Origin of the sequence: Litoribacter ruber (genome assembly GCF_018500185.1) — a bacterium.
GTDB classification, from domain to species: Bacteria; Bacteroidota; Bacteroidia; order Cytophagales; family Cyclobacteriaceae; genus Litoribacter; species Litoribacter ruber.
On sequence record NZ_JAHBGI010000002.1, the window covers coordinates 132,497 to 157,156 of the forward strand.

General features: G+C 40.8%; 25 protein-coding genes and 1 pseudogene. 15 read left to right on the forward strand and 11 right to left on the reverse strand.

Features of this window, described 5'->3' with window-relative positions; translation table 11 throughout:
- Positions 1–308 precede the first annotated feature (308 nt).
- The 5 genes from KIH41_RS02890 to msrA are packed head-to-tail and all read left to right on the forward strand — an operon-like array spanning position 309 to position 3,365.
- Complete coding sequence (locus KIH41_RS02890; RefSeq protein WP_213945469.1) at positions 309–668, forward strand: response regulator transcription factor; 360 nt, start codon at positions 309–311, stop codon at positions 666–668.
- A 51-nt stretch (positions 669–719) separates the two neighbouring features.
- On the forward strand, positions 720–1,262 hold the full coding sequence (locus KIH41_RS02895) for a class I SAM-dependent methyltransferase (RefSeq protein ID WP_213945468.1): 543 nt from the start codon (positions 720–722) through the stop codon (positions 1,260–1,262).
- A 58-nt stretch (positions 1,263–1,320) separates the two neighbouring features.
- Entirely contained in the window at positions 1,321–2,376 is a 1,056-nt protein-coding gene (locus tag KIH41_RS02900) for a PA0069 family radical SAM protein (RefSeq protein ID WP_214161453.1), read from the forward strand.
- Between the two features lie 2 nt (positions 2,377–2,378).
- Positions 2,379–2,687, forward strand: coding sequence for a DUF3253 domain-containing protein (locus KIH41_RS02905; protein WP_213945517.1), 309 nt, complete (start codon positions 2,379–2,381; stop codon positions 2,685–2,687).
- A gap of 21 nt (positions 2,688–2,708) precedes the next feature.
- Positions 2,709–3,365, forward strand: coding sequence for a peptide-methionine (S)-S-oxide reductase MsrA (gene msrA, locus KIH41_RS02910; RefSeq protein ID WP_317194910.1), 657 nt, complete (start codon positions 2,709–2,711; stop codon positions 3,363–3,365).
- 11 nt (positions 3,366–3,376) lie between these two features.
- On the opposite strand, the gene KIH41_RS02915 is transcribed toward msrA, so the two are convergent.
- From KIH41_RS02915 to KIH41_RS02925, 3 genes are read right to left on the reverse strand one after another with little or no spacing between them, the layout of a single operon-like run.
- On the reverse strand, positions 3,377–4,063 hold the full coding sequence (locus KIH41_RS02915) for a TetR/AcrR family transcriptional regulator (protein WP_214161454.1): 687 nt from the start codon (positions 4,061–4,063) through the stop codon (positions 3,377–3,379).
- 14 nt (positions 4,064–4,077) lie between these two features.
- Positions 4,078–4,833 carry a YoaK family protein gene (locus KIH41_RS02920; protein WP_213945465.1) on the reverse strand — a complete coding sequence of 252 codons (756 nt, stop codon included), beginning with the start codon at positions 4,831–4,833 and terminating at the stop codon, positions 4,078–4,080.
- Between the two features lie 12 nt (positions 4,834–4,845).
- Complete coding sequence (locus KIH41_RS02925; RefSeq protein WP_213945464.1) at positions 4,846–5,271, reverse strand: lipocalin family protein; 426 nt, start codon at positions 5,269–5,271, stop codon at positions 4,846–4,848.
- Positions 5,272–5,496: 225 nt separating this feature from the next.
- Between KIH41_RS02925 and KIH41_RS02930 the strand changes: the two genes are divergently transcribed.
- Positions 5,497–7,164: a DUF6909 family protein gene (locus KIH41_RS02930; RefSeq protein ID WP_214161455.1), complete on the forward strand. Its 1,668-nt coding sequence runs from the start codon at positions 5,497–5,499 to the stop codon at positions 7,162–7,164.
- Between the two features lie 168 nt (positions 7,165–7,332).
- On the forward strand, positions 7,333–8,703 hold the full coding sequence (locus KIH41_RS02935; protein WP_214161456.1) for a DEAD/DEAH box helicase: 1,371 nt from the start codon (positions 7,333–7,335) through the stop codon (positions 8,701–8,703).
- Positions 8,704–8,744: 41 nt separating this feature from the next.
- Here the strand turns inward: KIH41_RS02935 and KIH41_RS02940 are convergent, their stop codons facing one another.
- Complete coding sequence (locus KIH41_RS02940) at positions 8,745–9,968, reverse strand: serine hydrolase domain-containing protein (protein WP_214161457.1); 1,224 nt, start codon at positions 9,966–9,968, stop codon at positions 8,745–8,747.
- Positions 9,969–10,071: 103 nt separating this feature from the next.
- Between KIH41_RS02940 and KIH41_RS02945 the strand changes: the two genes are divergently transcribed.
- The 3 genes from KIH41_RS02945 (at position 10,072) to KIH41_RS02955 (ending at position 13,179) form a co-directional block, all read left to right on the forward strand.
- Positions 10,072–11,364 (forward strand): protoporphyrinogen/coproporphyrinogen oxidase, encoded by a 1,293-nt coding sequence (locus KIH41_RS02945; RefSeq protein WP_213945460.1) that lies wholly within the window; start codon positions 10,072–10,074, stop codon positions 11,362–11,364.
- A gap of 90 nt (positions 11,365–11,454) precedes the next feature.
- On the forward strand, positions 11,455–12,399 hold the full coding sequence (locus KIH41_RS02950) for an aldo/keto reductase (RefSeq protein ID WP_214161458.1): 945 nt from the start codon (positions 11,455–11,457) through the stop codon (positions 12,397–12,399).
- A gap of 90 nt (positions 12,400–12,489) precedes the next feature.
- The gene (locus KIH41_RS02955; protein WP_214161459.1) at positions 12,490–13,179 is read left to right on the forward strand and encodes an N-acetylmuramoyl-L-alanine amidase; all 690 of its coding nucleotides are present in this window, start codon (positions 12,490–12,492) and stop codon (positions 13,177–13,179) included.
- On the opposite strand, the gene KIH41_RS02960 is transcribed toward KIH41_RS02955, so the two are convergent.
- Entirely contained in the window at positions 13,168–15,363 is a 2,196-nt protein-coding gene (locus KIH41_RS02960; RefSeq protein ID WP_246538920.1) for a B12-binding domain-containing radical SAM protein, read from the reverse strand. The two genes, KIH41_RS02955 and KIH41_RS02960, sit on opposite strands and share 12 nt — an antisense overlap.
- A gap of 21 nt (positions 15,364–15,384) precedes the next feature.
- On the reverse strand, positions 15,385–16,095 hold the full coding sequence (locus KIH41_RS02965; RefSeq protein WP_214161460.1) for a hypothetical protein: 711 nt from the start codon (positions 16,093–16,095) through the stop codon (positions 15,385–15,387).
- A 63-nt stretch (positions 16,096–16,158) separates the two neighbouring features.
- Here KIH41_RS02965 and KIH41_RS02970 point away from each other — a divergent pair, with 63 nt between their 5' ends.
- The 4 genes from KIH41_RS02970 (at position 16,159) to KIH41_RS02985 (ending at position 18,434) form a co-directional block, all read left to right on the forward strand.
- Positions 16,159–16,686 (forward strand): HEAT repeat domain-containing protein, encoded by a 528-nt coding sequence (locus KIH41_RS02970; RefSeq protein ID WP_213945456.1) that lies wholly within the window; start codon positions 16,159–16,161, stop codon positions 16,684–16,686.
- Between the two features lie 72 nt (positions 16,687–16,758).
- Complete coding sequence (locus tag KIH41_RS02975; protein ID WP_214161461.1) at positions 16,759–17,355, forward strand: hypothetical protein; 597 nt, start codon at positions 16,759–16,761, stop codon at positions 17,353–17,355.
- 381 nt (positions 17,356–17,736) lie between these two features.
- Positions 17,737–17,967: a VF530 family protein gene (locus KIH41_RS02980; RefSeq protein WP_213945454.1), complete on the forward strand. Its 231-nt coding sequence runs from the start codon at positions 17,737–17,739 to the stop codon at positions 17,965–17,967.
- 35 nt (positions 17,968–18,002) lie between these two features.
- Positions 18,003–18,434, forward strand: coding sequence for a hypothetical protein (locus tag KIH41_RS02985; protein ID WP_246535375.1), 432 nt, complete (start codon positions 18,003–18,005; stop codon positions 18,432–18,434).
- A 1-nt stretch (position 18,435) separates the two neighbouring features.
- Here the strand turns inward: KIH41_RS02985 and KIH41_RS02990 are convergent, their stop codons facing one another.
- Both KIH41_RS02990 and hrpB read right to left on the reverse strand, forming a co-directional pair.
- On the reverse strand, positions 18,436–18,663 hold the full coding sequence (locus KIH41_RS02990; protein ID WP_213945453.1) for a cold-shock protein: 228 nt from the start codon (positions 18,661–18,663) through the stop codon (positions 18,436–18,438).
- A 220-nt stretch (positions 18,664–18,883) separates the two neighbouring features.
- Positions 18,884–20,608, reverse strand: coding sequence for an ATP-dependent helicase HrpB (gene hrpB, locus KIH41_RS02995; protein ID WP_246538922.1), 1,725 nt, complete (start codon positions 20,606–20,608; stop codon positions 18,884–18,886).
- A gap of 6 nt (positions 20,609–20,614) precedes the next feature.
- On the opposite strand from hrpB, the pseudogene KIH41_RS03000 reads away from it, so the two are divergent.
- Positions 20,615–21,466, forward strand: a pseudogene (locus tag KIH41_RS03000) (molybdopterin cofactor-binding domain-containing protein); the annotation flags it as partial.
- A gap of 53 nt (positions 21,467–21,519) precedes the next feature.
- On the opposite strand, the gene KIH41_RS03005 reads toward KIH41_RS03000, so the two are convergent.
- The 3 genes from KIH41_RS03005 to KIH41_RS03015 all read right to left on the reverse strand — a co-directional run bounded on the left by KIH41_RS03005 (position 21,520) and on the right by KIH41_RS03015 (position 24,650).
- Positions 21,520–21,996: a hypothetical protein gene (locus KIH41_RS03005; RefSeq protein ID WP_214161464.1), complete on the reverse strand. Its 477-nt coding sequence runs from the start codon at positions 21,994–21,996 to the stop codon at positions 21,520–21,522.
- A gap of 107 nt (positions 21,997–22,103) precedes the next feature.
- Positions 22,104–23,354: an alkaline phosphatase family protein gene (locus KIH41_RS03010; RefSeq protein ID WP_214161465.1), complete on the reverse strand. Its 1,251-nt coding sequence runs from the start codon at positions 23,352–23,354 to the stop codon at positions 22,104–22,106.
- Between the two features lie 87 nt (positions 23,355–23,441).
- Positions 23,442–24,650 (reverse strand): tetratricopeptide repeat protein, encoded by a 1,209-nt coding sequence (locus tag KIH41_RS03015; protein ID WP_213945446.1) that lies wholly within the window; start codon positions 24,648–24,650, stop codon positions 23,442–23,444.
- Positions 24,651–24,660 lie beyond the last annotated feature (10 nt).

Sequence of the window (24,660 nt, forward strand, 5' to 3'; positions counted from 1 at the left end):
TGATTATTAGCAAGGCAGTCAGGCTAGCAGGAAAGGCAGATAGGCATATATTCTTGGATTGGCTGGACGGAAGACCGAAGACCGATGACCGAAGAATGTTATATTATAACATCACCAGGATTCTTGCAGATTCAGCTGTTTACTGAAAGAATTACTGATATACATTTTATTCTGTGAAAAGTCTTTCATTTCAATTGAAATTAAAGACTTTTTGTTTTATATAAATTGAATCTTGCATTAATAAAAATGCATTTTGATTTTTATTTTCAAATTTTTGTCTATTTTTGTTACAAGTAAATTTTTAAAATATGAAGCGAATACTGATTGTTGAGGATGATCCCTTGACATTGAAGATTACCGAGAATAAGCTTAAAAAGGAAGGATACCAAGTTTACATCAGCAAGGATGGAAAGGATGGTATTGAAAAGCTTCACACACTTAAACCGGATTTGGTAATTACTGATTTGATGATGCCTTATAAATCGGGCATGGAAATCACCTATTATGTAAAGAAGAATTTCCCAGGGGTTCCGGTAATTGTTTTTTCCGCATTGGGTGAGGAAGAAAAAACGGTTGTCGATACATTTAACGTGGGAGCCAATGATTTCATTTCTAAACCGTTTAACCTAAATGAGCTTGCTTTGCGAGTTAAAAGGCTGATTAAGTAAAGAAAATTTATTAAATTTATTCATTGCAATCATCTGAAAATTTCATAGTCAATGGATAAAAGCCTTCTTCATAAAGAATTATTCTCCAATATTAAGACAACAGGGGCCATTACTTTTAGCTCAAAGGCCCTAGTCAGTAAAATGCTCTCCTACGCCGAGCTCAAAGGAGCAAAGACCATCGTCGAACTTGGCGGTGGAGATGGTAGCATTACCCGTGGTATTGTTGAGAAAATGGATAAGGACGCTGATCTTTATGTGTTTGAGATTAGTCAGAAATTTTGCGACTCCCTGAAAAAGGAATTTCCGCAAAACAACATTCATATTATCTGCGATTCGGCCTCCAATTTTGATAATCACATCAACGGCAGCAAGCCGGATGTGATTTTTTCTTCCTTACCTTTCAGCTTAATCCCAAAAGAGGAAAGGGAAAAGATTTATTCCGTAAGCTCTCAAAAGCTCAATGGCCAAGGCCCATTTATTCAAATCTGCTACTCATACCTGCTCAAATTCCAGTTTGCAAAACATTTCAGCAAGGTAAAAGCCAGCTGGACGCTTAAAAACTTTCCCCCGGCATTTATTATGGTTTGCAACTAATCGCAAACAGATTGCCTTCTATATAAGATGATTTGTTTCATTGAATAAAAGGTACAGAATGGATTCGGATAAATTTAAAGGTAGAGGTTCCCACATTCAGCCTGAAAACAGGTTTCTGAAAAGGAAAGAGGTTTTTCAGTTTGTAGAAGGGCTGGACATGCCCAAATATGAGGGTAGGCCTGTTACCAAGTATTTTTCCGATTCGGTGAAAAACCCTTTGAGCAAAAACGATAGCCCGGATTTGCCACTTTCTTTTTCCATCAACCCATACCAAGGTTGCGAGCATGGCTGTATATACTGTTATGCGCGCAATAGTCATACGTATTGGGGATTTGATGCGGGATTGGGGTTTGAAACCAATATTGTGGTCAAGCATAATATTGTCGACAAGCTAAAAGAGACCTTTAAGAAAAAAGGATATCAGCCCACGCCGATCATGCTATCAGGCAATATGGATTGTTATCAGCCAGCTGAGAAGAAATTCAAATTAACACGTCAGATTCTTCAGACTTGTTTGAATTATAAGCACCCAGTGAGCTTGATCACTAAAAATTCCCTTGTTGAAAGGGATATGGATATTTTGGTCGAATTGGCAAAGCTAAAATTGGTACATGTCTATTTTAGCATCAACCATCTCGACCCTGGATTGAAGCAGGTTTTGGAACCCCGAACGGCCACTGCTGAAAAGAAAATTAACCTAATTGGGAAATTTACCGACCACGGTATCCCAGTGGGAATAATGATTGCACCGATAATACCTGGGATAAATAATAACGACATTCTGCCCATTCTCAAGTTGGCTTCCCAAGCCGGGGCATTACGCGCCGGATATACGGTGGTCAGGTTAAACGGTCAGTTGGAGGAAGTCTTTACCGAGTGGTTAGAACGGGAATTTCCCGACAGAAAGGAGAAGGTCCTGCATCAGATTCAGAGTTTGCATGGCGGCAGTGTGAGGGATAACGACTGGGGTAGAAGAATCAAAGGAGAGGGGCCTATTGCAGAAGTAATCAGAGGAATTTTCCAGCAGGGTGTCAAGAAGTATTTGGATGGCAGGTCAATGCCGGAATACGATTTATCTCTTTTTAATCCGGGTAATCAATTGAGACTATTTTGAAAATGGAAGAAGCAGCTTCAGACTCTACACTTTATGTCACACAAACTTTATCCGAGGAGGGTAAAATACCCAACGTGTTGGAAACTGCAATCATGGACATGGGCCGGCAAAGAGGTGACAAGACCTTTTGCCCATCAGAAATTGCTAGATGGATGTATCCAGAAGATTGGCGGGCATTCATGCCTGATGTTCAAGAAGAGATGATGCGACTGTATCAAGAGGGGAAAATTGTGGTAACCCAAAAAGGAAATGAGGTTGATAAAAACCAAATGCCCGCTGGACCAGTTAGAATATGGGTTCCAAAATCCTAAGTAACCAATTGTGATAAAGCAATGGAAAGATTAACATTATTAACCTTCGCATTCCTGATGACCTTTGCTGCCTGTGGGCAAAAGGCATCCAATAAGTCCAACAAGCCAATGAATGAATTACCCAAAACAGAAGTAAATGTCCCTGAAGGATATGAAGTGGCCACATTAGGTAGTGGTTGTTTCTGGTGTATTGAGGCCATTTATCAAGACCTCAAAGGGGTGGAAGATGTCAGGTCCGGTTATAGTGGTGGGCATGTATCCGATCCGAGCTATAAACTCATCACGTCTGGAACCTCCGGACACGCCGAAGTGATTCAGTTCTATTTTGATCCGAAAGTGATTTCCTACAGTGACGTGTTGGAGATTTTCTGGTCAACCCATGACCCCACTACTTTAAACCGTCAAGGCAACGATGTGGGCCCCCAATATAGAAGTGCAGTCTTTTATCATACTGATGAGCAGCGAGAATTAGCAGAACATTTCAAGTCAAAATTGAATGAAGAAAAGGTTTTTGATAAACCGATTGTAACAGAAATTACGCCGTTTTCCAACTTCTATGTGGCGGAAGATTACCATCAAAATTACTACAAACTCAACGCCGGTCAGGCTTATTGCCAATATGTGATTAGGCCTAAAGTTGAAAAATTTAAAAAGGTTTTTGCCGACAGGCTAAAATAAAAAAAGGGATCCTAGTTTAGGGTCCCTTTTGTCAATACAGAAAACATAAGCGTTTCCAGGAAGCGCTTTACTTTTGGCTTGCTGTCCGAATTTTGAAACTCAGTCAAGGTTTGGAAATGCTTTGAGAAATAGAATTGCTCGTAAGTTGTCTCTATAAGGTTACATGCCAATGCGCGAGGAAATTCATATTCCTTATTTACCTCTATAAAGATTTTGGAGATGGTATCCACAAGTCTTTCATAGCTTTTGAAATACCCTTCTTTATCCTCAAATTCCACATTTTTGGTCAAGTAAGCTTTGGCAGATTCTGAAATCATGATGTCATGCAAACTTTTGATATCCATGTTTCTTATCGACGGGGAAGCTGACTCTGTATTTACCAAAATGTCGATGACCTTGTCCAGTTTATCTTTTGGGGTGTGGATGTACTCTGTGGAAAATTCGATTTTCATATTGAGCACTTCCCAATAGACTGATATGAGGTAGACCAGTAGATTGTGCTTGTTATTGAAATAACGGTAAACGGAAGCTTCATTTGACTTGATTTTAGTGGCCAGTTTTTTGAAGGTAAACTCCTCAATCCCTAGATCCCTGATCATGCTTATGCTGGAAACGATGATTTTTTGACCTAAAGCCGATTTTTCTGGATTGATAAGATACAGCTTATCATTTTTGGGTAAATGAATATCTATTTCCATAGGCTAATTGAAGCTTAATTCTGTTCTTGGATTTCGTGTGCTGGCCGCTTGATCTTCTCGATGGTTTTTTTGGTCACCATCATTGTCATATCATAATAGGCTACAAATAACATGACTGCAGCTACCAGGTAAAACACCATAAAATCAAACCTTAAAAAGAACCAACCACCGATTAATCCTCCGAATAGATAAAAAGACAATATAGTAAATCTTAGCGTAAGTCTGTCTTTCAAAATCTTAGTGCTTTCTGTTTTGGGATGAAACCATTGGGAAAGCTCTGCTCCCAAATCGGTGAAAAGACCTGTTACGTGTGTGGTCTTTACTACTCCACCTGTAATGGTTGAAACCAGACTGTTTTGAAGCCCCATACAAAATAGTAGGGCTCCCACTAGCCATTCCGTTTCCCTAAGTGTTTCTGAATAATAATGGTGCCCATAAAAGGCTACCCCAAGTAGCACCACAATTTCTAAAATGACAGGGACGGAATGCGCCACATACGTGCCTTTCCGCACTACAGAATAAATTAAATAATTTGCCAAAAAGGCTCCGAATAGGAAAAGCAGAAGCCATATCATTACGATATACACCTGATGCCAATGCCCTTTTACGATTTCTTCGGCAAGAACTGCCACATGTCCGGTCACATTGGAGGTAAAGGCGAAAAATGCGACTACGCTTGCCACATTGACCATACCGGCTGCGGTAGCGGTAGACCCAGCGAGCATAAGGTTGTCTTTTGTTGATCTTTTTTTCTGATCGTTTCTTAACATTCTGGGGTTTGATTATTTTTTAAAAGTTAATTTCGCAATACCTCGTGACTCCATGCCAATGTCAAAATTTAATATCATCTCATTGTCATTCAGCTCTTTAATGTCATATCTTTCTATATGCCCATCTTCATGCGTAAGCTTTAATATGTGACCACGGCCTTTGATTATCCAAGTGCCTTTGCCTAGGATTTCCCCGTTTTTCACAAACGTAATGGTGTTGTTTTCTCCAAAAACCCAGTTTTCGGCTTCGTGCTTTCTTACTGTGGTAAGGTCATAGTAAAACATGGATGGTTCGTTGGTCTTTTCATAAGTCCAAGAATCCTCTTCCCAATTTCCCAGGATGATATTTTCAGGATTGTTGGAAACAAACCCCAAGGAAACGGCCACGGTGACGATCACTATTCCTGCTGTGATGATTAAATTACTGAACTTTGGCATAGGGGATGAATTTTGGAATACTTCCTTTCATATGTGAAAGTAATACTTTTATCACTGAAAGTTAAACGTTTAAGCTGGTATTTTGGTTACGCCCCGCATTATAGGCTTATTTGGTTAATTTAAGTTGTTGTAAATAAGCTCTCTATGTATTCTTAATAAACTATTAACAATTTGGTTGAAGTATTTTATTTAACTTTGTAGAATTTTAATCTTATATTATTTGCTATGAAAAGAACTAGAGCACAAGAATCCCGAGCTGCAATTGAGAGACTTTATATCACCATGCGGCATTTGTTTACCAGAGGAACATACAAGCCAATGGGAGTATCAGGGGAGTCATTGATCAGTTCACTTTTAGTGTTGAGTCCAGAGATTTATGGTTTGATTACCGACAAGGAAAAAATTGAACTTGACGGACTTTTATACATCATGGAAAGGCTTCCCAAAGGAATAGAGGAATGCCGATTTGTAAGACTGATCAGCCGTGAGGGGTATGAAAACAGCGATTTTCCAACCTTGGTGCCGCCAAAAAGGAAGCGTAATTGCTACCGGGTGGACAAAAGCCAGATGTATGTAGAGATGACCAGGGGCAAAAGTGATATTTACGATATCCTTACCCACTTGACTTTCCTTTATATTGAAGCAGAAATCATAAGAAACAATAGTACAGACCACAAAGGAAAGGAGAACCTTAATTGGCAAAAGCTGGCTGAGATAGTAGAGAAGGAAAAAAGAGGAGAGGAGTTTGACCGGGAAGCGGCCTGCTCTTATTTGAGCCATATTACCGGCAGGACATATGAGGAAACCATACAGGCTGTCCGCAAGTTTGATGATTCATCCAATAGCAACAGCCTTTTTTCCATCATTTACCACTTGGGCAAACTCTCAATTGACGAAGCTGTAAATAGTAACGACAGAGAGATTTCTTTTTCGGCCACCTTGCGAGAAAGAGTAGGGCACCATGTATACGGGGAACTTTGGGCCAACAGGATCAAATCTTTCTTGTTGGAGGAAAAGCTTATAGACAGGCCGATTCACATCATTTCGGCCAATCTCCACAGTGTTCTCAACCTGGTGTATGGGCATCAAGCCTTAGGTCTAGATTCCTACGAAGAATTGGAAACCAGCGCCATGGATATTTCGGTGATGTCCAAAACAAACAAGTTTAAGGAAATCAGTGCTTACGCCAAATCACATGGTTTTTACGACCTTCCGGATTTGTCGGGAACAAATATTGGCGTACAGGTATTTGATACAGCCAAAATGAAGAAGGATACCCTCATTCCAGGGATCAAGATTCCAGCCGACAAAAAGAAAAAGCCTGTGTTTGTAGTGATGGATTATGCCTTTGGAGAGCAGGCTTATGAGTGTATGGATGAATTGCTGAAACCTTATGAGTCGGGAGAAGAAAAGATCTCGCTTGATGTGGTTTCCGTATCCATTATGGGTAAAGCAGGCATCCTCAAAGGCAACAAGGGAGATATCATGATACCTGATAGCCATGTTTTTGAAGGCACAGCAGATAATTATCCCTTGAAAAATGAATTGTCCGTCAAAGATTTTCAAGGGTATGGCCTTGGAGTGTATGAAGGGCCGATGATTACTGTTTTGGGGACCTCACTGCAAAACAAAGACGTGCTGACTTATTTTATGGAATCCAGCTGGAAAGCAGCAGGACTTGAAATGGAGGGAGCCCATTATCAAAAAGCCATTCAAGCTGCCAGTCAAATCAGACACAGTATCCGGAAGAATGTCAAGGTGTTATATGCTTACTATGCTTCTGACAATCCTCTTGAAACAGGAAGCACGCTTGCTTCTGGAGCTTTGGGCGTAGAAGGAGTGAGGCCAACCTACTTGATCACGTATAAGATACTTGAAAAAATAATGAAGTAATAGCAGCAAGTAATCTTGATCCTTGGTTTAAATTGATATATTTAGGCTGAGGATCACTCTTTTTAAAGATATTGAAATGAATGATTTTTGTTCATCTTTTGTTAGGACAACAAATATGGAAATATATCCTAATTTTCATGTCTTATTCACCATTAACAATTATAGATTTTGACTTTTGATAAATTTAATTTCGTAGATACTTTGCAAGAAGGTCTCGATGCAATGGGTTTTGACAAACCTACCCCAATACAACAAGAAGCCATACCGGCCATAATGGATGGCAAAGACTTAATCGCAACAGCTCAAACCGGTACCGGTAAAACAGCTGCATTTATTTTGCCCATCCTTCACAAAATTGCAAAAAGCGGTTCTTCCGACATTAATACGCTTATTTTAGCACCCACCAGAGAGTTGGCCATTCAGATTGACCAACAGATTCAGGGTTTTGCCTATTTTTTGGGAATCAGTTCTATCGCCGTGTATGGAGGAGGAGATGGCGTTGTGTGGGAACAGCAGAAAAGGGCGCTGGAAACCGGTGCTGAAATTGTGGTTGCTACCCCAGGTAGATTGATCGCCCTGCTTGCTAGTGGCAAAATCAAATTTAATAACTTGCAGCACCTCATCCTCGACGAGGCCGATAGGATGATGGATATGGGTTTTTCTGAAGACCTTTTGAAGATAGTCACCTATTTGCCCAAGAATAGACAAACGGTTCTCTTTTCAGCCACTATGCCTGCCAAGATCCGTCAGTTTTCCTCCAAAATCCTCACCGACCCTATTTCAATCAGTATTGCCTTGGGCAAGACAGCCAAGGGGATTACCCAAAGCGTTTATCACGTACACGACAACCAAAAGGAGGGTTTGGTAAAACACATACTTTCACAAAAAGCTTATGAAGCGGTGATCATTTTTGCATCTACCAAAGATAAGGTCAAATCACTTTACAAGGTCTTGAAAAAAGAATTTGAGGTTGAGGCTTTCCACTCGGATCTGGAACAGGTAGAAAGAGAGAAGATCATGTCTGCCTTTAAAAATCGAGCCATTAAGATTTTAATTGGTACGGATATTATTTCACGTGGTATCGATGTGGTAGGTATTGAATTGGTGATCAATTATGATACTCCTTCCGATCCTGAAGACTATGTGCACCGCGTAGGTAGGACTGCTAGGGCTGATAGCCAAGGTGAGGCCATTACTTTTGTAAATCCAAAAGACAGGTATAAGTTCAACAATATTGAGAAATTGATAGGCCTTGAGCTCGAACAACAAGTGCTTCCAGAGCATCTGGGTGAGGCGCCAAAAGTTGATGATAGGTCAGAAGGTACCAGCCGCTCAAGTGGCAACAAAAAGAAAGGTGGTAACAAGAAGTTCTCTAAGCCGCGCAATAATCAAAGCAGGCCACCAAGAAAAGATGGAGAAAGTAAACCAAAGCCAAAAGCTGAAAACAATAGTTCAGAGGCCAAGGGTACTCCCAAAACTGTTTCCAGTCAACACTCAAAGTTCAGGACAAGAAAGAATGTGAATTCTGAGACCGAATAATTATAAGGGAAGTTAAACTTCCCTTATTTTTTTGGCCTAAATTAATTCAAACTTTCTAAAACTCTTTTGATAAATTCATTCATTTGGGAGTTTTCTAGCCATCTGGCCACAACTACTAGATCATTTTCCCTATCTACATAAATCATGTTAACTCCTGCACCTAAATGGTAGAATGCCGTTTCGGGTGCATCAGGAAGCAATTGTTTATCTGTATTCAAAAAGTAATTCATATACCCATAGGTGGGTTGGGCCGGTGTTGGGGTCAATGATTTTTCAATCCATTCTTTGGAAAGCACCTGTTCTCCATTCCAAGCCCCTTTATTCAGGGTTAAAAGTCCAAAACGTGCCTTGTCGAAAGCATTGATAAACATGCCACCTCCCCAATGGGATCCGCCGCTGACTGCCTGAACGATATGGCCATCCAATATGACGAAGCTGTTTTCATACCCCGTCCAGCGCCAGGTGGGGCTAGCCCCAATTTTATCCATTAAATGGTCTTTTAATACCACAGGGAGGGCTTTTCTCCAAATATTCATACTTGCCAAAGCCAAAACATTTACTCTGGTGTCATTGTATTTGTAGACAGACCCGGGTTCATCTCTTTCTCGATCTAGCCAGTTTTCTGAATCTTTGGAAGGTCGGTCTGCCCAATCCGGTTTTCCCCATAAGGTACCTTCCCAATCGGAAGTCTGCCTCAGCAAGTGATCCCATGTGATTTTTTGGTTATGCTCTGTTTGAAAGAGCTCAAACACATCTTCTTCCTCCAAATGGTCAGCTTTGTTCCGTTGCAAATGAATCGGAGAATAAGGGATGATGGGGGCCATATAGGGGTGGACCAAATCATGCTCGCTTTCTATCAAACCTTGGTCAAAGGCCAAACCTACCGTTGCTGAAACCATACTTTTGGCCACGCTAAAAGTCAAATCCACCCTTTCGGGCTGTCCCCATTCGGCAATGAGGTAACCGTTTTTGATGATCAGTCCACTGGCTTCACCTCGCTCTTTCATCGGTCCGATAGGGAACCCAAATGGCTCTCTGCCGAAAGCAGATTGGTAGTGTGCCATTTTAAGATTTTTATCAGCTTTACTGGCATGATCTTCTGCAAATTGGATAGCTTTTTGTAGTAGTTCCTTACTCATTCCGGCTTGCTCAGGAGTTTTTGTTTCCCACCGGTTTTTTTCTGGGAAATATTGCTGGGCTATTAAAACGCCAGATAATCCATTAAACAAGAAAAAAGCTAGCAAGAAGGTGTTTATAGTTTTCATACTTTGATTATTGGGGAAGAGGTGGTTTTACTTTAAGCCCAGCAAACGAGGGACTCAAACAATTTTTTAATAAGTCAGTAATATAAATAAATCAGAGAAAATAATGAACGATAAAAAAGTTTACATCATAGGAGCGGGGATGGCCGGTCTTGTAGCTGCGTATGAGCTTGAGGCTGTTGGTTACCGCCCGGTTATTTTGGAGGCTTCTGATAGTGTGGGGGGGAGGATAAGGACGGATTTGAAGGACGGGTACTTATTGGACCGTGGATTTCAAATCTTTTTGACGGGTTATCCGGAGGCAAAAAGATATTTGAATTATGCGGAGTTAAACCTCAAATACTTTGACCCGGATATGATAATCCTGAGGACCGATGGGAGTCTGCACGTTACTGACCCTTTTTTAAACCCTGCTGGCATTTTTTCCATGGCTTTATCCAAAGTCGGAAACACGAAAGATAAAATTAAGCTTTTTACCCTTGCTGCAGGTCTGCTGAAAAAACCAGAAGAAGAGATATTTAAATCCAACGCGCTAACTACGCGTGAATATTTCTTGGCTAGAGGCTTTTCCCCTGAAATTACGACTAACTTTTTGAATCCACTGTTTAGAGGGATCTATTTAGAAAATGATCTGAAAACCCCCTCCAGCATGTTTGAATTTGTATTCAAAATGATGCATAAAGGTAAAGTAGCGATTCCGGAAGTGGGCATGCAAGAAATACCCAACCATCTATATGGAAAACTGAAAAATACTGCAGTAAGGTTTGATACCAAAGTTAAGGAGGTAGATGGCAATATAATCCGACTGGACGACGGAGAGGAAGTTATTGCTGATGAAATAATCTGCACTACGCTTCCAACTTATCTCAAAGACTTTAAAAAAGAGGGTGCTTTTAGCTTTCATAAGGTCACCAATATATATTTCGCCATTTCCAGGTCATTTTTGGCCCAGCCGGCCATTGGATTGGTGCCAGGGGAAAATTTCTTGATCAATAATCTAGTGTTCTTAACCGATGTGAGTCCTGCTTATTCCACCACAGGAAAAGCTTTGTTATCGGTAAGTATTGTTAATGATACCGATGGGATAGATAACCTCGAGGAAAGAGTTGCCAAAGAACTGCAGGTATTGAGCGGGATAAAATCGGAATACTTTGAGCACATTCATACTTATGAAATCAAGGAAGCACTCGCAGATATTCCCGAACTTAAGCATGACATCTTAGCGGTAGATTGCCGCTTGGGAGAAAATGTCCACCTAGCAGGAGATTATCTTTTAAATCCTTCCTTAAATGCGGCCATGCGCTCTGGCAGAAGGGCAGCGGAATCTGTCATTCTAAAGCATAATATGGAACAGGATGGCGGATTGAAGCCAGTAGTGGTAGAAACAGAAATAGGCTGAAAATAAATTGCCCCCGTCAATTATTGTAGTATCACTTTTGATAGGGGAAAAGTTGAGGAATTCATGTTAGTTTTTAAGATATTTTAGATAATGAAATCAGTAAAATTTGAGAATGGGGATGAGATGCCCATATTAGGCCTAGGAACTTGGAAAAGCAAACCGGGCGAGGTATATGATGCCGTGCTTCATGCCCTTAAATGCGGTTATAGGCATATCGACTGCGCGCCAATCTATCAAAATGAAAAAGAAGTTGGAAAAGCCCTGCAAAAGGCTTTTAAAGATGGAATTGTAACTAGGGAGGAAATTTTTGTGACCTCCAAACTATGGAACAATGCCCATAAGAAAGATCAGGTGATCCCTGCATTGGAAAAAACTTTAAAGGACCTAAAGCTGGATTATTTGGACTTGTACCTGATTCACTGGCCTGTGGCCCAAAAAGAGGTTAACGTGAGCCAGCCAGCTGATTTCTTGTCGCCAAAAGAAGTTCCTTTACTTGAAACTTGGGAAGGAATGGAGGAAGCCTTTCATGAAGGATTAACTTTACATATTGGGGTTTCCAATTTTAACATCAAAAACCTAACGGAAATTTTGGACAACTGTGAGGTAATGCCGGAAATGAATCAGGTTGAACTTCACCCTTTGTTGCCGCAGAATGATTTGATTGAGTTTTGCCATGAAAATGGGGTTCAAGTAACTGCTTATTCACCGCTTGGAAGCACTGACCGAACCGCGGCCATGAAAAAGGATGATGAACCTAATTTGATGGAAAATGAAACGATCAAAAGCATAGCCAGAAAACATAATATTTCTCCAGCTCAGGTATTAATAGCATGGGCAATGGAAAGGGACACGGTGGTCATTCCAAAATCTGTGAATGAGGGTAGGATCAAGGAAAATTTTGAAAGCTTGAAGGTTGAATTAGATCAGGTAGACCTTGAAAAGATCGCAAAAATTAAAGGTCCTTATCGATTTGTAGATGGTACCTTCTGGACTATGGAAGGAAGTCCTTACAAATTAGAGGACTTGTGGGATTAACTAGTCTTTAGACCGGAGGTTTCTCCGGTTTTTTTCTGCTGTTTTATGATTTTTGATTTCAGAACCAATCCAACTTTTTTATATTCAGCAATGAATTACCAAATACTTTCTGCAAAAGCTTTGATCTTTGTTTTCCTGATCAATTTTTCCTGTACTAGCAAAGCCACTTTTAGGACCTTTGATAAATATATAACCTTTGACGAGGAAAGGATTGAACTGAGTTTAAGATATTTGAATGAACGTCACGGCATTGATACTGAATCTATTGAGATTGAGCCTAAAATGGTGGTGCTTCACTGGACGGTGGTGCCCAGTATTGAGAAGACTTTTGATGTATTTGATCCTGCCATATTGCCTTCTGCAAGAGAGGGGCTGCAGGGAGCAAGTGCCCTGAATGTCTCCAGTCAATACCTAGTGGATAGGGACGGCACCATTTTCAAGCTAATGCCCGAAAACCATTTTGCCCGACACACCATTGGGCTAAACCATTGTGCTGTGGGAATCGAAAACATTGGGAGTGATGAAATGCCATTGACCAAAGCCCAAGAAAAAGCCAATGAACAAATAATCCGTTATTTAAAAAGTAAATATGCCATCACCCACGTAATAGGCCATCATGAATACCAGTTGTTCAAGGACCATCCTTATTGGAAGGAAACTGATCCCAATTATCTAACAGTCAAAACTGATCCCGGCGACAAGTTTATGCGGGCAGTTAGAAAGAGGATTGCTGATTTGAATTTATTGGGTGTAGAAGAAGCAGGTGCCTCAAACAACTAATAAACCCATATGTCTCAATTCGCTCCATACATTGGAACTTTGCAGCTTACTCAATGAAGGGGATTGGCCTGATTCCAGCTTTTCATCGAATTCTGACCAAGGAATTGTTTTGTTCTCATGTAGGTTTTCGAAAAGCCAGATTAATAGGCTTTCAAACTCTTTCTTAAAACGGATCTGAAGGGTGGCCGTCTTATTTTCGATGGCTAAAATTCCCTTGTTAGAACCTGTTAGTTTGATTTCTGGTTGATTTCCAAGCCAGATGAGTTTGGAGTTGGAGCTAACTTTTTCCGTTGAATTTGAACTGATGGCATTAAATATAAAGTCATTTGGAACGGTCGTTTCTGGTATTTCAAAATCAAACCATTCTTGTAAATCAAACTCAAAACACAGTCCGTGCATGTAATTGAATAGCGCTTTTTTCAGTCCATCGCTGTACCATTCATGCTCCGCACCAGTGGGGTCCTCATGGATCAAGTCATTGTCGGCAAACCCGCCAAAATCAGGACCGACCCTTGCCACACCGAATTTCGAAGGATTAAGACCGATGGGGCTATGGGCTGTCATGGCAAATAAATGCCAGAAACCTGACTGCAAAACATTGTGCTCAAAAAGTTGTCTCACCATTTCAAGGCTGTCTATGGTTTCTTGGTCGTTTTGAGTCGGGAATCCATACATGAGATAGGCATGCACCATGATGCCTGATTCCGTAAAATTGTGCGCCACCTTGGCCACTTGTTCGACAGTTACACCTTTCTGCATCAGTTTTAGCAATCTGTCAGAGGCCACTTCCAAGCCCCCTGACACAGCAATGCATCCAGAAGCCTTGAGAAGTCTGCAAAGGTCAAGAGTAAATCGTTGCTCAAATCGAATATTGGTCCACCAGGTGATTTTTAAATTTCTTCGCAGTATCTCTATTGCCAATTCCCGCATCAAAGCAGGAGGAGCGGCTTCGTCAACAAAATGGAATCCCGTCTGACCGGTTTGATCTATCAATTCCTCTACTCTATCACAAATCAGCTGTGCGGTGACAGGTTCATAGTGTTGAATGTAATTCAACGACACATCGCAAAAGGAACATTTTTTCCAATAGCAGCCATGTGCCATCGTCAGTTTATTCCACCTTCCGTCTGACCACAGCCTGTGCATGGGATTCACAATTTCAATTACCGAAAGGTAGTCCTGCAGAGGCAAGCCTGTATAATCAGGAGTGCCTACTCTACTGAATGGCACATCCAAATCCTTTCCTATTGAATAGCAAACTTTTCCGTTTTTCTGATAAAAGGTTCTTTTAAGACTTTCTATGGAAATTTCTTCCTTCAAAAACTGTAGGAGGTTTTCCAATGGCCTTTCCCCATCATCAAGGGTGATATAATCGACAAACTCAAATAATCTTACGTCCTTCAATGACCTTAATTCGGTGTTGGGATAGCCGCCTCCCATGGTGACTGTAATGTGAGGGTAATTTTGCTTTAAATACTGCCCAGCCCGAAGTGCCCCGAAAAGATTCCCTGGGAATGGGACAGAAATACAAACTGTTGTGATACCCTTTAATTTAGGTTCTAGCAATTCAAATATCAAACTGTCAATGAATGATGGCTGCTGCTGCAAGGCCTCATAGAGCGGATCAAATGTACTTGCAGATCGGCCCAGTCTTTCTGCATACCTGCTAAACCCAAAGTTTGGATCCACAACTTCCTGAATAAAATCACTTAAGTCTTCCAGATACAAAGTAGCCAAATGCCGGGCTTTGTCCTGGATCCCCATCGTCCCAAATGCCCAATCCAGTTCCTCCAACTGATGAAACCTGGATGCCTGGGGCAAAAAATCCTCATCACAGATGTTGTAGGCCAAGGTGGGGTTTTTGAATTGTAGGAAGCTGATTACGGGAGCTATGGTATCAATGTAATCCTTTCTGATTTTATAGATTCTGGCCGAATTGGCGCTCAAATCCTTGATTTTTAGGTCTGGGATTTGGGCAAATAATTCTTTTAGTCCTCTTCTCGAAAAAAGTCTCAGTATTACCTCAATACCCAGATCGGCTTGAGCTGAGTCGATATGTATGGTGTTCAAAAACCCCTTCAAATAAGCCGTAGCCGGATATGGGGTGTTTAGCTGGGTAAATGGAGGGGTGATTAGGAGGACTTTCTGCTGCACGATTCTATAATTTGATGCAAAGTTCGCCAAGGTTTTGTCTTAAACCAAATATTACCAGTTTTCATCCTCGGCATCTTCATTTTCAAGGGGCCCGTCTGGTAAATTAGGCAGTAATTCGTTTACGAGTTTCATGCCTTCTTTCCCAATTCTCAGTTCGCCCTTCTTAAGAAAGTCGCTTGTATTCATTAAAGTTTCATAGGTGGGGTTTTGTATATGCCGGGGCACGGTGATTATTCTTGGATCACTTTTATCAAATGGGGTAGGGGTCTTGCCATTGAAAAGGTATGGAATTAGCGTGGTGGAGCAGCTTAAAGCAATTTTATTGATGAAATATTGGGAAAAATATTCCTGTAGCCTTTCGTTTATTTCTTCAAAGAACTCCAAGGTTTCCGCTAACCTAATCCGAGAGCCGGCTCTGCTTTTGCCTTTGGTTTTGAGGTGCTTGATCTGGCTTTTACCCTGTTTTTTCCTGACCATATAGGACCTGAAAACCTTATGGTCAATATTCTCTCCATTTTCAAAATAGCCTACAGAGCCGATTCCTGACCTGATTAGTAGCACAACATAATTTTGAATGTCTGTAGTTTTAAGATTTCCACAATGGTCCAAATCTAATTGAATGGGGGGCCTAAACTTTAAAACCGTTTCGTTTTTATCAAAAAAGCTCCATTGAAGATCCTTAAACTCCTTTCCATGAGTAGTTTTTGGAATTCTTTCCAATAGTGAAATACTTTCTTGAACTGAAATTAATTTTTGTTCCATACCAAGCTTTACGGCAATCGCATATTTAGGCTTATATTTGTAAAAATAGTTCGGATTTACAGCATGGAAAAAAATATTGAATATTTACTCGAAAAAATGTGCAATCCTCAGGAAGAGGAGGCTTATAAATATGCAGATGAATTGGCCGAAATAGGAGGGGAGGAAGTTCTTCAAAGGCTGATAACTCTCATAAAAAGCGAGGATAAGGAATGTGCATTTTTGGCTGCCAGATCCCTTTCGAAGATAGAAAATAACCAAGAAGCCCTTGACCCCTTGCTGGAAGCGATTCACGAAAAGGATAACAAGAATCAAAACGGTGCATTTGTACAGGCATTAGAGGGGTTTGACATCAGTTCAAAATTCGTAGATATCCTCAGAATTTATCTTTTTGGGAATTTCAAAGCTTCTACGATTGCAAAATCTTATCTTGATTATACTGAATTTGATATTACACCTAGGGTCATCAAAAAAGCTGAAAAACACTGGAATCATTTTACCAATAACAGCAAACAGGATGAGGCTTTTGAGTTAAAGAAAGCGGAAGTTGAGGAAATGCTTTCAGAAATGAAGAGCATGTTTGAGGAAGAATAGGTTCCAGCTAGTTTTTGAGCGGAAAGATGAGTAGATTTAGTAAGTGAATTTTAACGCTAAACTTTAAAATTTATGAGAACTACTTTTCTATTTTCGCTCTTGCTGGTAATTTCCACAGGTCTTTTTGCCCAAAAGATACCATCTGCCGAATCACAAATCAAAACTGCTGTTTTGGCCGCTCCAGAGGAGTTTAGGGAAGGGGCCAAGGTCTATGGCTATGATACAAATGGTGGGTGGACGGTCCTTCGGGAAGGCAACAATGAGATGGTTTGTATTGCAAGCGATCCTAAAAGGGACGGGTTTAGTGCCTCCTGCTATCACAAAGAGCTTGAACCGTTTATGGAGCGGGGACGCGAATTAACCAGAGAAGGGAAGTCTTTCGAAGAGATTTTTGAGACTAGGGAAAAGGAGGTGAAGGAAGGGAAACTTCAAATGCCAAAAGATGGAGTAACGCTTTTTGTACTCTCTGCTGATAAAGAGGACTATGATCCTGAAAAGGGGGCCGTTCAAAACACCAATTTCAGATATGTGGTCTACATCCCATATGCCACTGTGGAAAGCACTGGGCTCCCCTTGAAGCCTCAAGCTCCAGGTATGCCATGGATCATGGATCCGGGAACGCACAGGGCTCATATTATGATCACCCCACCGCCCAAAAACAAAGATTAATAAAAAAGAGGTGTTGTTAAACACCTCTTTACCTTTTACGCTGATTTCTTTTTCTCTTCCTGCTTGGCTTTCTTTGCCACCCTTTTTTCTTTTAGGCTTTTGGCTGGCTCTTTTTTAGCACTTTCTTTCTTGATGCTTTTCTCTTTTGACATGATGTTTACTTTTTGGATTATACTAGAACTTGGCGTTCTCTATACATCATAAAGTCGGTTTTGTTTAATCCCCAGACTTTAAGGGAATATATTGAATCTACATGAAATTTAGCAAACAAATTCCTAATATCTTCTTATTGTTGATTAAATATTTTTGATGGTAATGTAATGAGATAATCGAGGGAAATGAAGGTCTATTAAAGTGGCGGAATAATATTACTTTTGTGAGATGAATGATAGCACTCAGCAGAACAACCCCCTTCATGGAAAAACCCTTGAGACGATTTTAAAAGCTCTAGTGGATTATTTTGGATGGGAGTCTTTAGGGCAAAGGATAAATATCAGGTGCTTTACCCACAATCCAAGCATTAAAAGCAGTCTTACTTTTTTGAGAAAAACTCCCTGGGCCAGGGAGAAAGTTGAAAACCTATACATCCGATTTATTGCCAATTCAAAATGATACCCACAGCCTCATTAGTCCAAATCAAAAAAGAATTGAAGTTTCTCTCAGAGGAGGATCTTTTTAACCTGGTCATTAGGTTAGCTAAGCTTAAAAAAGACAACAAGGAGCTGTTGAGTTATCTGCTTTTTGAGGCGGATAATGAACATCAGTATGTAGAAGGGGTCAAAAAGCACCTGGATGAAGAGTTTGCATCTCTCAATCCAGGGGTTTACTATGCTAAAAAGGGGTTGAGGAAGATTTTGAGGAACCTCAAAAAACAAATCAAGTATTCCGGCAAAAAAGAAACAGAAGTGGAGCTACTTATCTATTTCTGTAAAAAAATGAAAACCTCTTCAATTAGATTTTCGAGCTCAACCGTCTTACAGAATCTGTATGACAATCAAATAAAATCTATTGAAAAGGCTATAGGCAAATTGCATGAAGATTTGCAATTCGATTTTAAGATGATGATGGAAGAGCTCTAGGCTATTCCTCAGTTTTCTTTTTGTTCTTTTTGTCTTTCTCGTCGACAGGAGGCTCAGGCGGAGTGTCCGAAATATTCCCAAATTCATCCACGTAAGCAATCATATCCTCCAGTTTTCCACTGCTAGGCTGTTCTTTCTTTTCTAGGCGGGTAACGAGCTTTTCTTTACGTTTTTTTGCCTTTTTATCTGCTTTTAATTTTTTGATGAAACTGTTGTTCGATCTTCCCATAAGTGTTTTTTAGGGTTCTAAAATTGAAATACCCCAAAAATCTTATCTTGGAAGAACTTATTTATTCTGAGCGAAGGTGTAAAACAACGAGCATGATAAACGGAAAAGTATTGTCCTTTTGAGATAAATTTGTTGATTGGGTATATTTCCTACTGAGCTACAAAGGTCTTAATTTAACTTGACTTTAGCTAATTGTAGCTTATAAATCTTTGGAAGCATATTAGTTTCTCCTTTTGACTCCCCGAACAGCCTCCGCTTGTAAGGGTTCTTCCGGCCAGGAATGTTTTGGATATCGGCGTTTAAGTTCTTTTTTCACCTCAAAGTAGGTGTTCTGCCAAAAACTCCTCAAATCATCCGTAACTTGGACTGGTTTGAACCCCGGAGATAGCAAATGGATCAAAACCCCCTGTCTTCCGTCATTTACCAGAGGGGTCTCCACCATACCGAAAAGCTCCTGTAGCCGGACAGCCAAAATGGGTTTTTCGCCATTTGGCTGGTAGTGAAGTTTGATATATGAGCCGCTTGGCACTTCGATTTTTTCAGGGGCCAGTTTTTCAAGCAATTGTTGCTTTTCCCAAGGTAAAGCGTTTATTAATATTTCTTTGAGGTCAAGTTTAAATAAATCCTCCTCACGCCTAATGTTGGAAATATAAGGGGGCAGCCATTCCGGGGCTCTATTCAAAATTTCTTCAGTAGTAAATGCGGGAAAAATCTCATCGCTATTCCATGCATTTAAACTCTCAATCCTTTTTTGTAATTGAACTACGGATTCGCTGAAATCCAGCAGCTTGTCCCCATCGGTTTTTACTGCATTCAATATAGCTTTTTCAGCTAGTTGGGGATCTACATGCTTTAGCGGTTGTGATTTTAGCACAATATTACCGATCCTCATCACCTTCTCAGCAGCCAATTTTCCCTGTTTGAAATCCCACTCTATAATTTCTCTATTTTCCACCATGGGCATCAGGTCTTTAGGGTTGATCGGGGAGGCAAGGAATATTTTCCCCATCCCATCTCTGGCATCCATATTGGCCACGGCAAGCCAGGACTCATGAGCCAGGTCGTCTCTGTGCCCAATCATCGCAATCCTCCCATTGGAGAGCTGAAACTGGGCATTGTTGCCCGGTCGGGCGCATGCAATTCTGTCCGGGTATGCAAATGCTAAAAGGATTCCCGTTTCAAAAATGTCATAAACATCATTTGAAGCCTCGATGCCCAACATTTTGCGGTAGTGCTGTGCCACTGTGTCCACTTTTCTGAAAGGACCATGAACGTTGTTTTCCTTTCTAAGTCTTCTCAATTTTTCGATCCGGTGATTAATATCTGTTCCCGCATCCTTGCCAAGCGGATCTTTTTCTTCTATGACGGCTGCCAAATCCGTAGCCAATGCCTGCTGCCCAATATTTTTGGACTTGATCAACATATGGGCAATCCGGGGATGGCAGGGTAGCTTTTGCATTTGAAGGCCATGTTCGGTGAGTTTTCCGTTTAGGATGGCCTCCAAACTTTCCAATAACTCCACTGCTTGCTGAAATGCACCTTGAGGCGGAGGCGTAAGCCAAACCATCTGCTGGTACCCTTCAATTCCCCAGGCATAAAGATCCAGCACGAGAGAAGCCAAATCTGCTTCCAGAATTTCTGGTGTACGGAAAGTTTCCAGTCTCTCTTGAGTTGCCTTGCTCCAAAGTCTAATACAGTGTCCCGGGCCAAGCCGACCAGCGCGTCCGGCCCTCTGGTCAGCGGCATCCTGGGTTACCTTTATCGTTTTCAGCCTGGAAAGACCTGATCTGGGGTCAAATTTTGAGGTCTTTCCATAACCGCTGTCCACTACCAGGCTAATTCCTTCAATTGTCAAACTGGTTTCGGCAATGCTAGTGGCCAGGACAATTTTGCGTTTGTGAGGGTTTGGGACAATAGCAGCCTGTTGCTTTTGAAAGGGCAACATTCCAAACAATGGATGTTTGAGGCGGCATTGGATGGAGCTGGAAATATGATCGGATATAAATTGCGCGGTGCAGGTATAAATGCAGGAAACACTACCCGTCAGGATAATTTCCCTTCCGGTGCTGTGGAGAATCTTCTTATCGAATCTGTAGAACATAAATCCCATGTCACCACAAACGCGTGGCGAGCACCAATTACCAATTTCTTGGCATATGCTGAGCAATCATTTCTTGATGAAGTGGCAGAAGTTGCCAAAAAGGATCCGGTAAAATTCAGATTGGATCTTTTAGAAAGAGCCAAATCTAATCCGGTAGGAGAAATCCATTATGATATTGACCGGATGAAAGGAGTCATTGAGTTGGCAGCTGAGAAATCAAATTGGGGCAAAGATTCAAGCATCAAGCAAGGGTTCAGTGTATATTTCTCCCATCGTTCCTATGTTGCGCAAGTGGCCAATGTAGTGATGGAAAATAACCAGCCTGTATTGAAAAAGATCGTAGCCGCCACTGATTGCGGGATTGTCGTCAACCCAACCGGTGCCAACCACCAAGTAAGAGGTGGAATAGTGGATGGGATGGGACATGCGATGTTTGGCAATTTAACCTTTGAAAACGGAAGTCCGAAGCAGAAGAATTTTGATACATACAGGCTAATCCGCATGAAGGAAGTGCCTGAAATTGACGTACATTATGTGGAAAATGGCATTGATCCAACTGGTTTGGGAGAGCCTGCATTACCGCCAACAGGTGGCGCAATAGCCAATGCTATTTATAGTGCTACGGGCAGACGTCTTAGAAGCCAGCCATTTATAGAACAAAAGGAGTTTTCTGACTTGGAGATTAAAATGGAAAGAGTTTAGTTCTAAATATTTAGTTGAAAAGCAAGGAGAGGGGTTTTAAAAGATTAAAAACCTTAAATCTTTAAAATTCGGCTCAGAATTACAAGTTGGCCCGTATGATAGGAGTTGTGTTCTATTAAAAGCAAAGCTTCCCTGAGCAAATTGTGATTTTGATTTTCCTGTATAGGTGAAAACAGTTTATTGCTGTTATGGCTCAGCCATTTATTGAATCTTGAACGGTCTTCATAAAACTGGTCAATTTTTGCGGCATAATCTTCCTTGGAGATTATGCCGTTTTCTTTTGGCCAATAGTCTTCAGGCCAGCTGAGCTCTTTGTAATTTTCACTGCAGCAATAATCCAGTATATCTTTTTGTGCAAGACGCATATGTTCGAATAGATCATAAAACGTGTAAGGAAGCTTGTCAACCTTTTTTTGAATATGGTCATATGGAAAGTCATTCAATACTTCCTCGAGTTTGATGTAGGCGTGTCCACCAAGGATATGAGTGATGAGTTGGGCAACTGTCCGGTAATTGAAAGAATTCTCCATAAGAATAGAAACAAGCGCCTAAGTCAAATGTTTATTATATGTTATATAATTTATATTATGTTAAATAAAGGTTTTATGACATAGGCCCCATTACTGAGGCCCATGATTTATTTCAATGCGTTTTGTATGTTTTCTAACTTTCCATCTATCTCCTCAGTTATCTCTAGTCCTAGAATTTTGGCAACCAATGGATACACATCCGTATTCTCCACCGACTCAATTTTAACTCCCTCTTTGAAAGCCGGACCGTTTGCATAAAATATTCCATGCATGTCTTTATGTGTCGGTGCGTAACCATGTTCACCAAAGACCTCAGTATCAAACATAGAGGCTTTTTGTTGGTAGCGCATCATGTCTCTAGGAAATGCCAAATAGTAACCCAGATCTGGCAGAATAAGGAAATCCCCCAACAAATCTCTATACTTTTTTATATTCTTGTAGTACTCTTTGTCTTCAATGTCAGCAATGATGAAATTTTGCTTATTCTTATTTAAAGCTTTTCCCACCTTCTTCTTATCCTTTGGATTTTTCAGGTGGACATGGGCCAATGCTCCATTATTGTAAACTTCAACAGGTAAGTCTTTTACAATCTCATCAAGCGGTATAAGCCTATCCTTGGTCACATCGGTCATGCCGTGGTCAGAAACCAGGATAATGTTAACATTAAGTCCAAAACTTTTCACACCCTGGAATAATGCCCCAAGCTGTGCGTCTAAGGTATTCAGCTTTTCCTGTAGCTTTTCATCATTATTAGGCCCATAAATATGGCCGACATCATCCATGTCAGAGAAGTACAAAGTGATCATCCTTGGCCTTTCCTCATCGGGCATATTCAACCATTCAAAGACTTTACTGATCCTTTGCAAATTGGGCACCTCACCATCATATTGATAATAAAAAGTCGGATGTATATCTTGCACCGGAGCCTCACTACCCACAAAGAAATAACTTGCTGCAGTGATACCCTGTTTTTCTGCCAATACCCAAAGTGGCGTTCCCCCATACCAATATTTATCCTGAACAACCTCCCTATTCCCAATGGAATAAATCTGATCTTGCTTGGGATCATAAAAAGTATTGTCAACCAACCCGTGATTTTCAGGTTTCAAACCAGTGGCAATAGTATAGTGATTTGGAAAAGTCTTGCTGGGAAAAGAAGGAACCAGCGATTCGGCAGCCACTCCCCCACTTACGAATTCACTTAAGTTTTTGGGTTTAAATCGCTCAATGTAATCATATCGAAAACCGTCCAGACTAATGAGAATAACATGGGGGTCTTTTTCTTGCCCAAACAATTCCGTAAATGACAAAAATGCCAATAGGAGCCCTAATACAACCTTTAAACGTGTTTTTTGCATTGTAATAACTTTGATCTACAAATATAGGATCTTTTGAAAGTACTAAAATAAAAAAGGCCACTGTCAAGTGGCCTTTTAAGTTATTTATTATCCTTCCATCCAGTCAGGACCTAATAGCTCCTGAAGTTTCTGGTCGTATTCCTCAGCTTTCTCAGTGTTTTTCAACCTTGTGTGGATCTGGAAAAGAATTTCCAACACCTCTGTGTTTTCAGGCTGCAATTCTGAAGCTTTCGTGAAATAAGGGATTGAGCTTTCATAATAGCCGTCCGCTTCTTTTAACATATCATCAGACTTAGCTTCCCACTCATCATCAGGAAGGTTATTTACATCAGCAATGATAGTTCTAGCTTTATCCAAGTATATTGCTCCAGCGTAGAAGTTTCCTTCGAAGAATTCAGGGTCTGATTCCACCGTTTTCTTATATTCTTCCAAAGCACCTTCAAGGTCGCCAGACTGCTCTTTCAAATAACCGTATCTCAAACGGATAGCTGTATCATTTGGATCTTCTTCCAACGCCTTCTCGATTGAAGCCATAGCTTCGTCCATTTTGTCAAGTTGCAACAACAATTGGATCTCAAATTCTTGAAGACCCTTGTCAGTAGGATACTCTTCTCTAGCCTCAGAAACCAATCTATAAGCTTCTTCCTGATCTTCGTCTACTGAAGTGGCAATTTGGATTAAGAAATAATAAGCGTTCAGCTTGTTGTACTCTTCATCATCAAGCAATTGAGTGAAGTATTTTTTTGCTGGCTCATATTTCTCTATCATGTTTGCAGTATAACCTGCGTTAAACACCATGGAAGTGTCAGCTGGGTCGATATCAGCTGCCAAAGAGAAAAACTCATGGGCAAGCTCCATGTCATCTTCCTCGTATCTTTCGATAGCTTTTTCCAAAGAGGCAGCTTTCAATCTTAGGATACCTTCGCCCTGAAGGTTTTCAGGCATTCCTGGTAGCACTTCTTTATAGATCTCCTTGCCGATTTTGCTTGACTTATCATTACCATCAAGCTCCATGGCTTTTTCGAATGAATCGTAAGCATTTCTTCCAGTAGAAACCGTCTCTTGATTGTTGTTTTCGTCTTGCTCAAACATCATGGTCTTGATTTTACCTTTCACCATGTGGGTGTTAGGATCATCACCGGTTTCTTCACTTTGTAGAGCGGCTTCGATATCCGTCAAAGCTTCTTCATATTGCCCTTTTTTAAAATTTCGTTCTGCAGAACGCACCACCTTCTTTTGTGCGAAGGCTCCTGTGGCAAATGCCACTAATACTAACGATAGAATTAATTTTCTCATTTGTCGTATG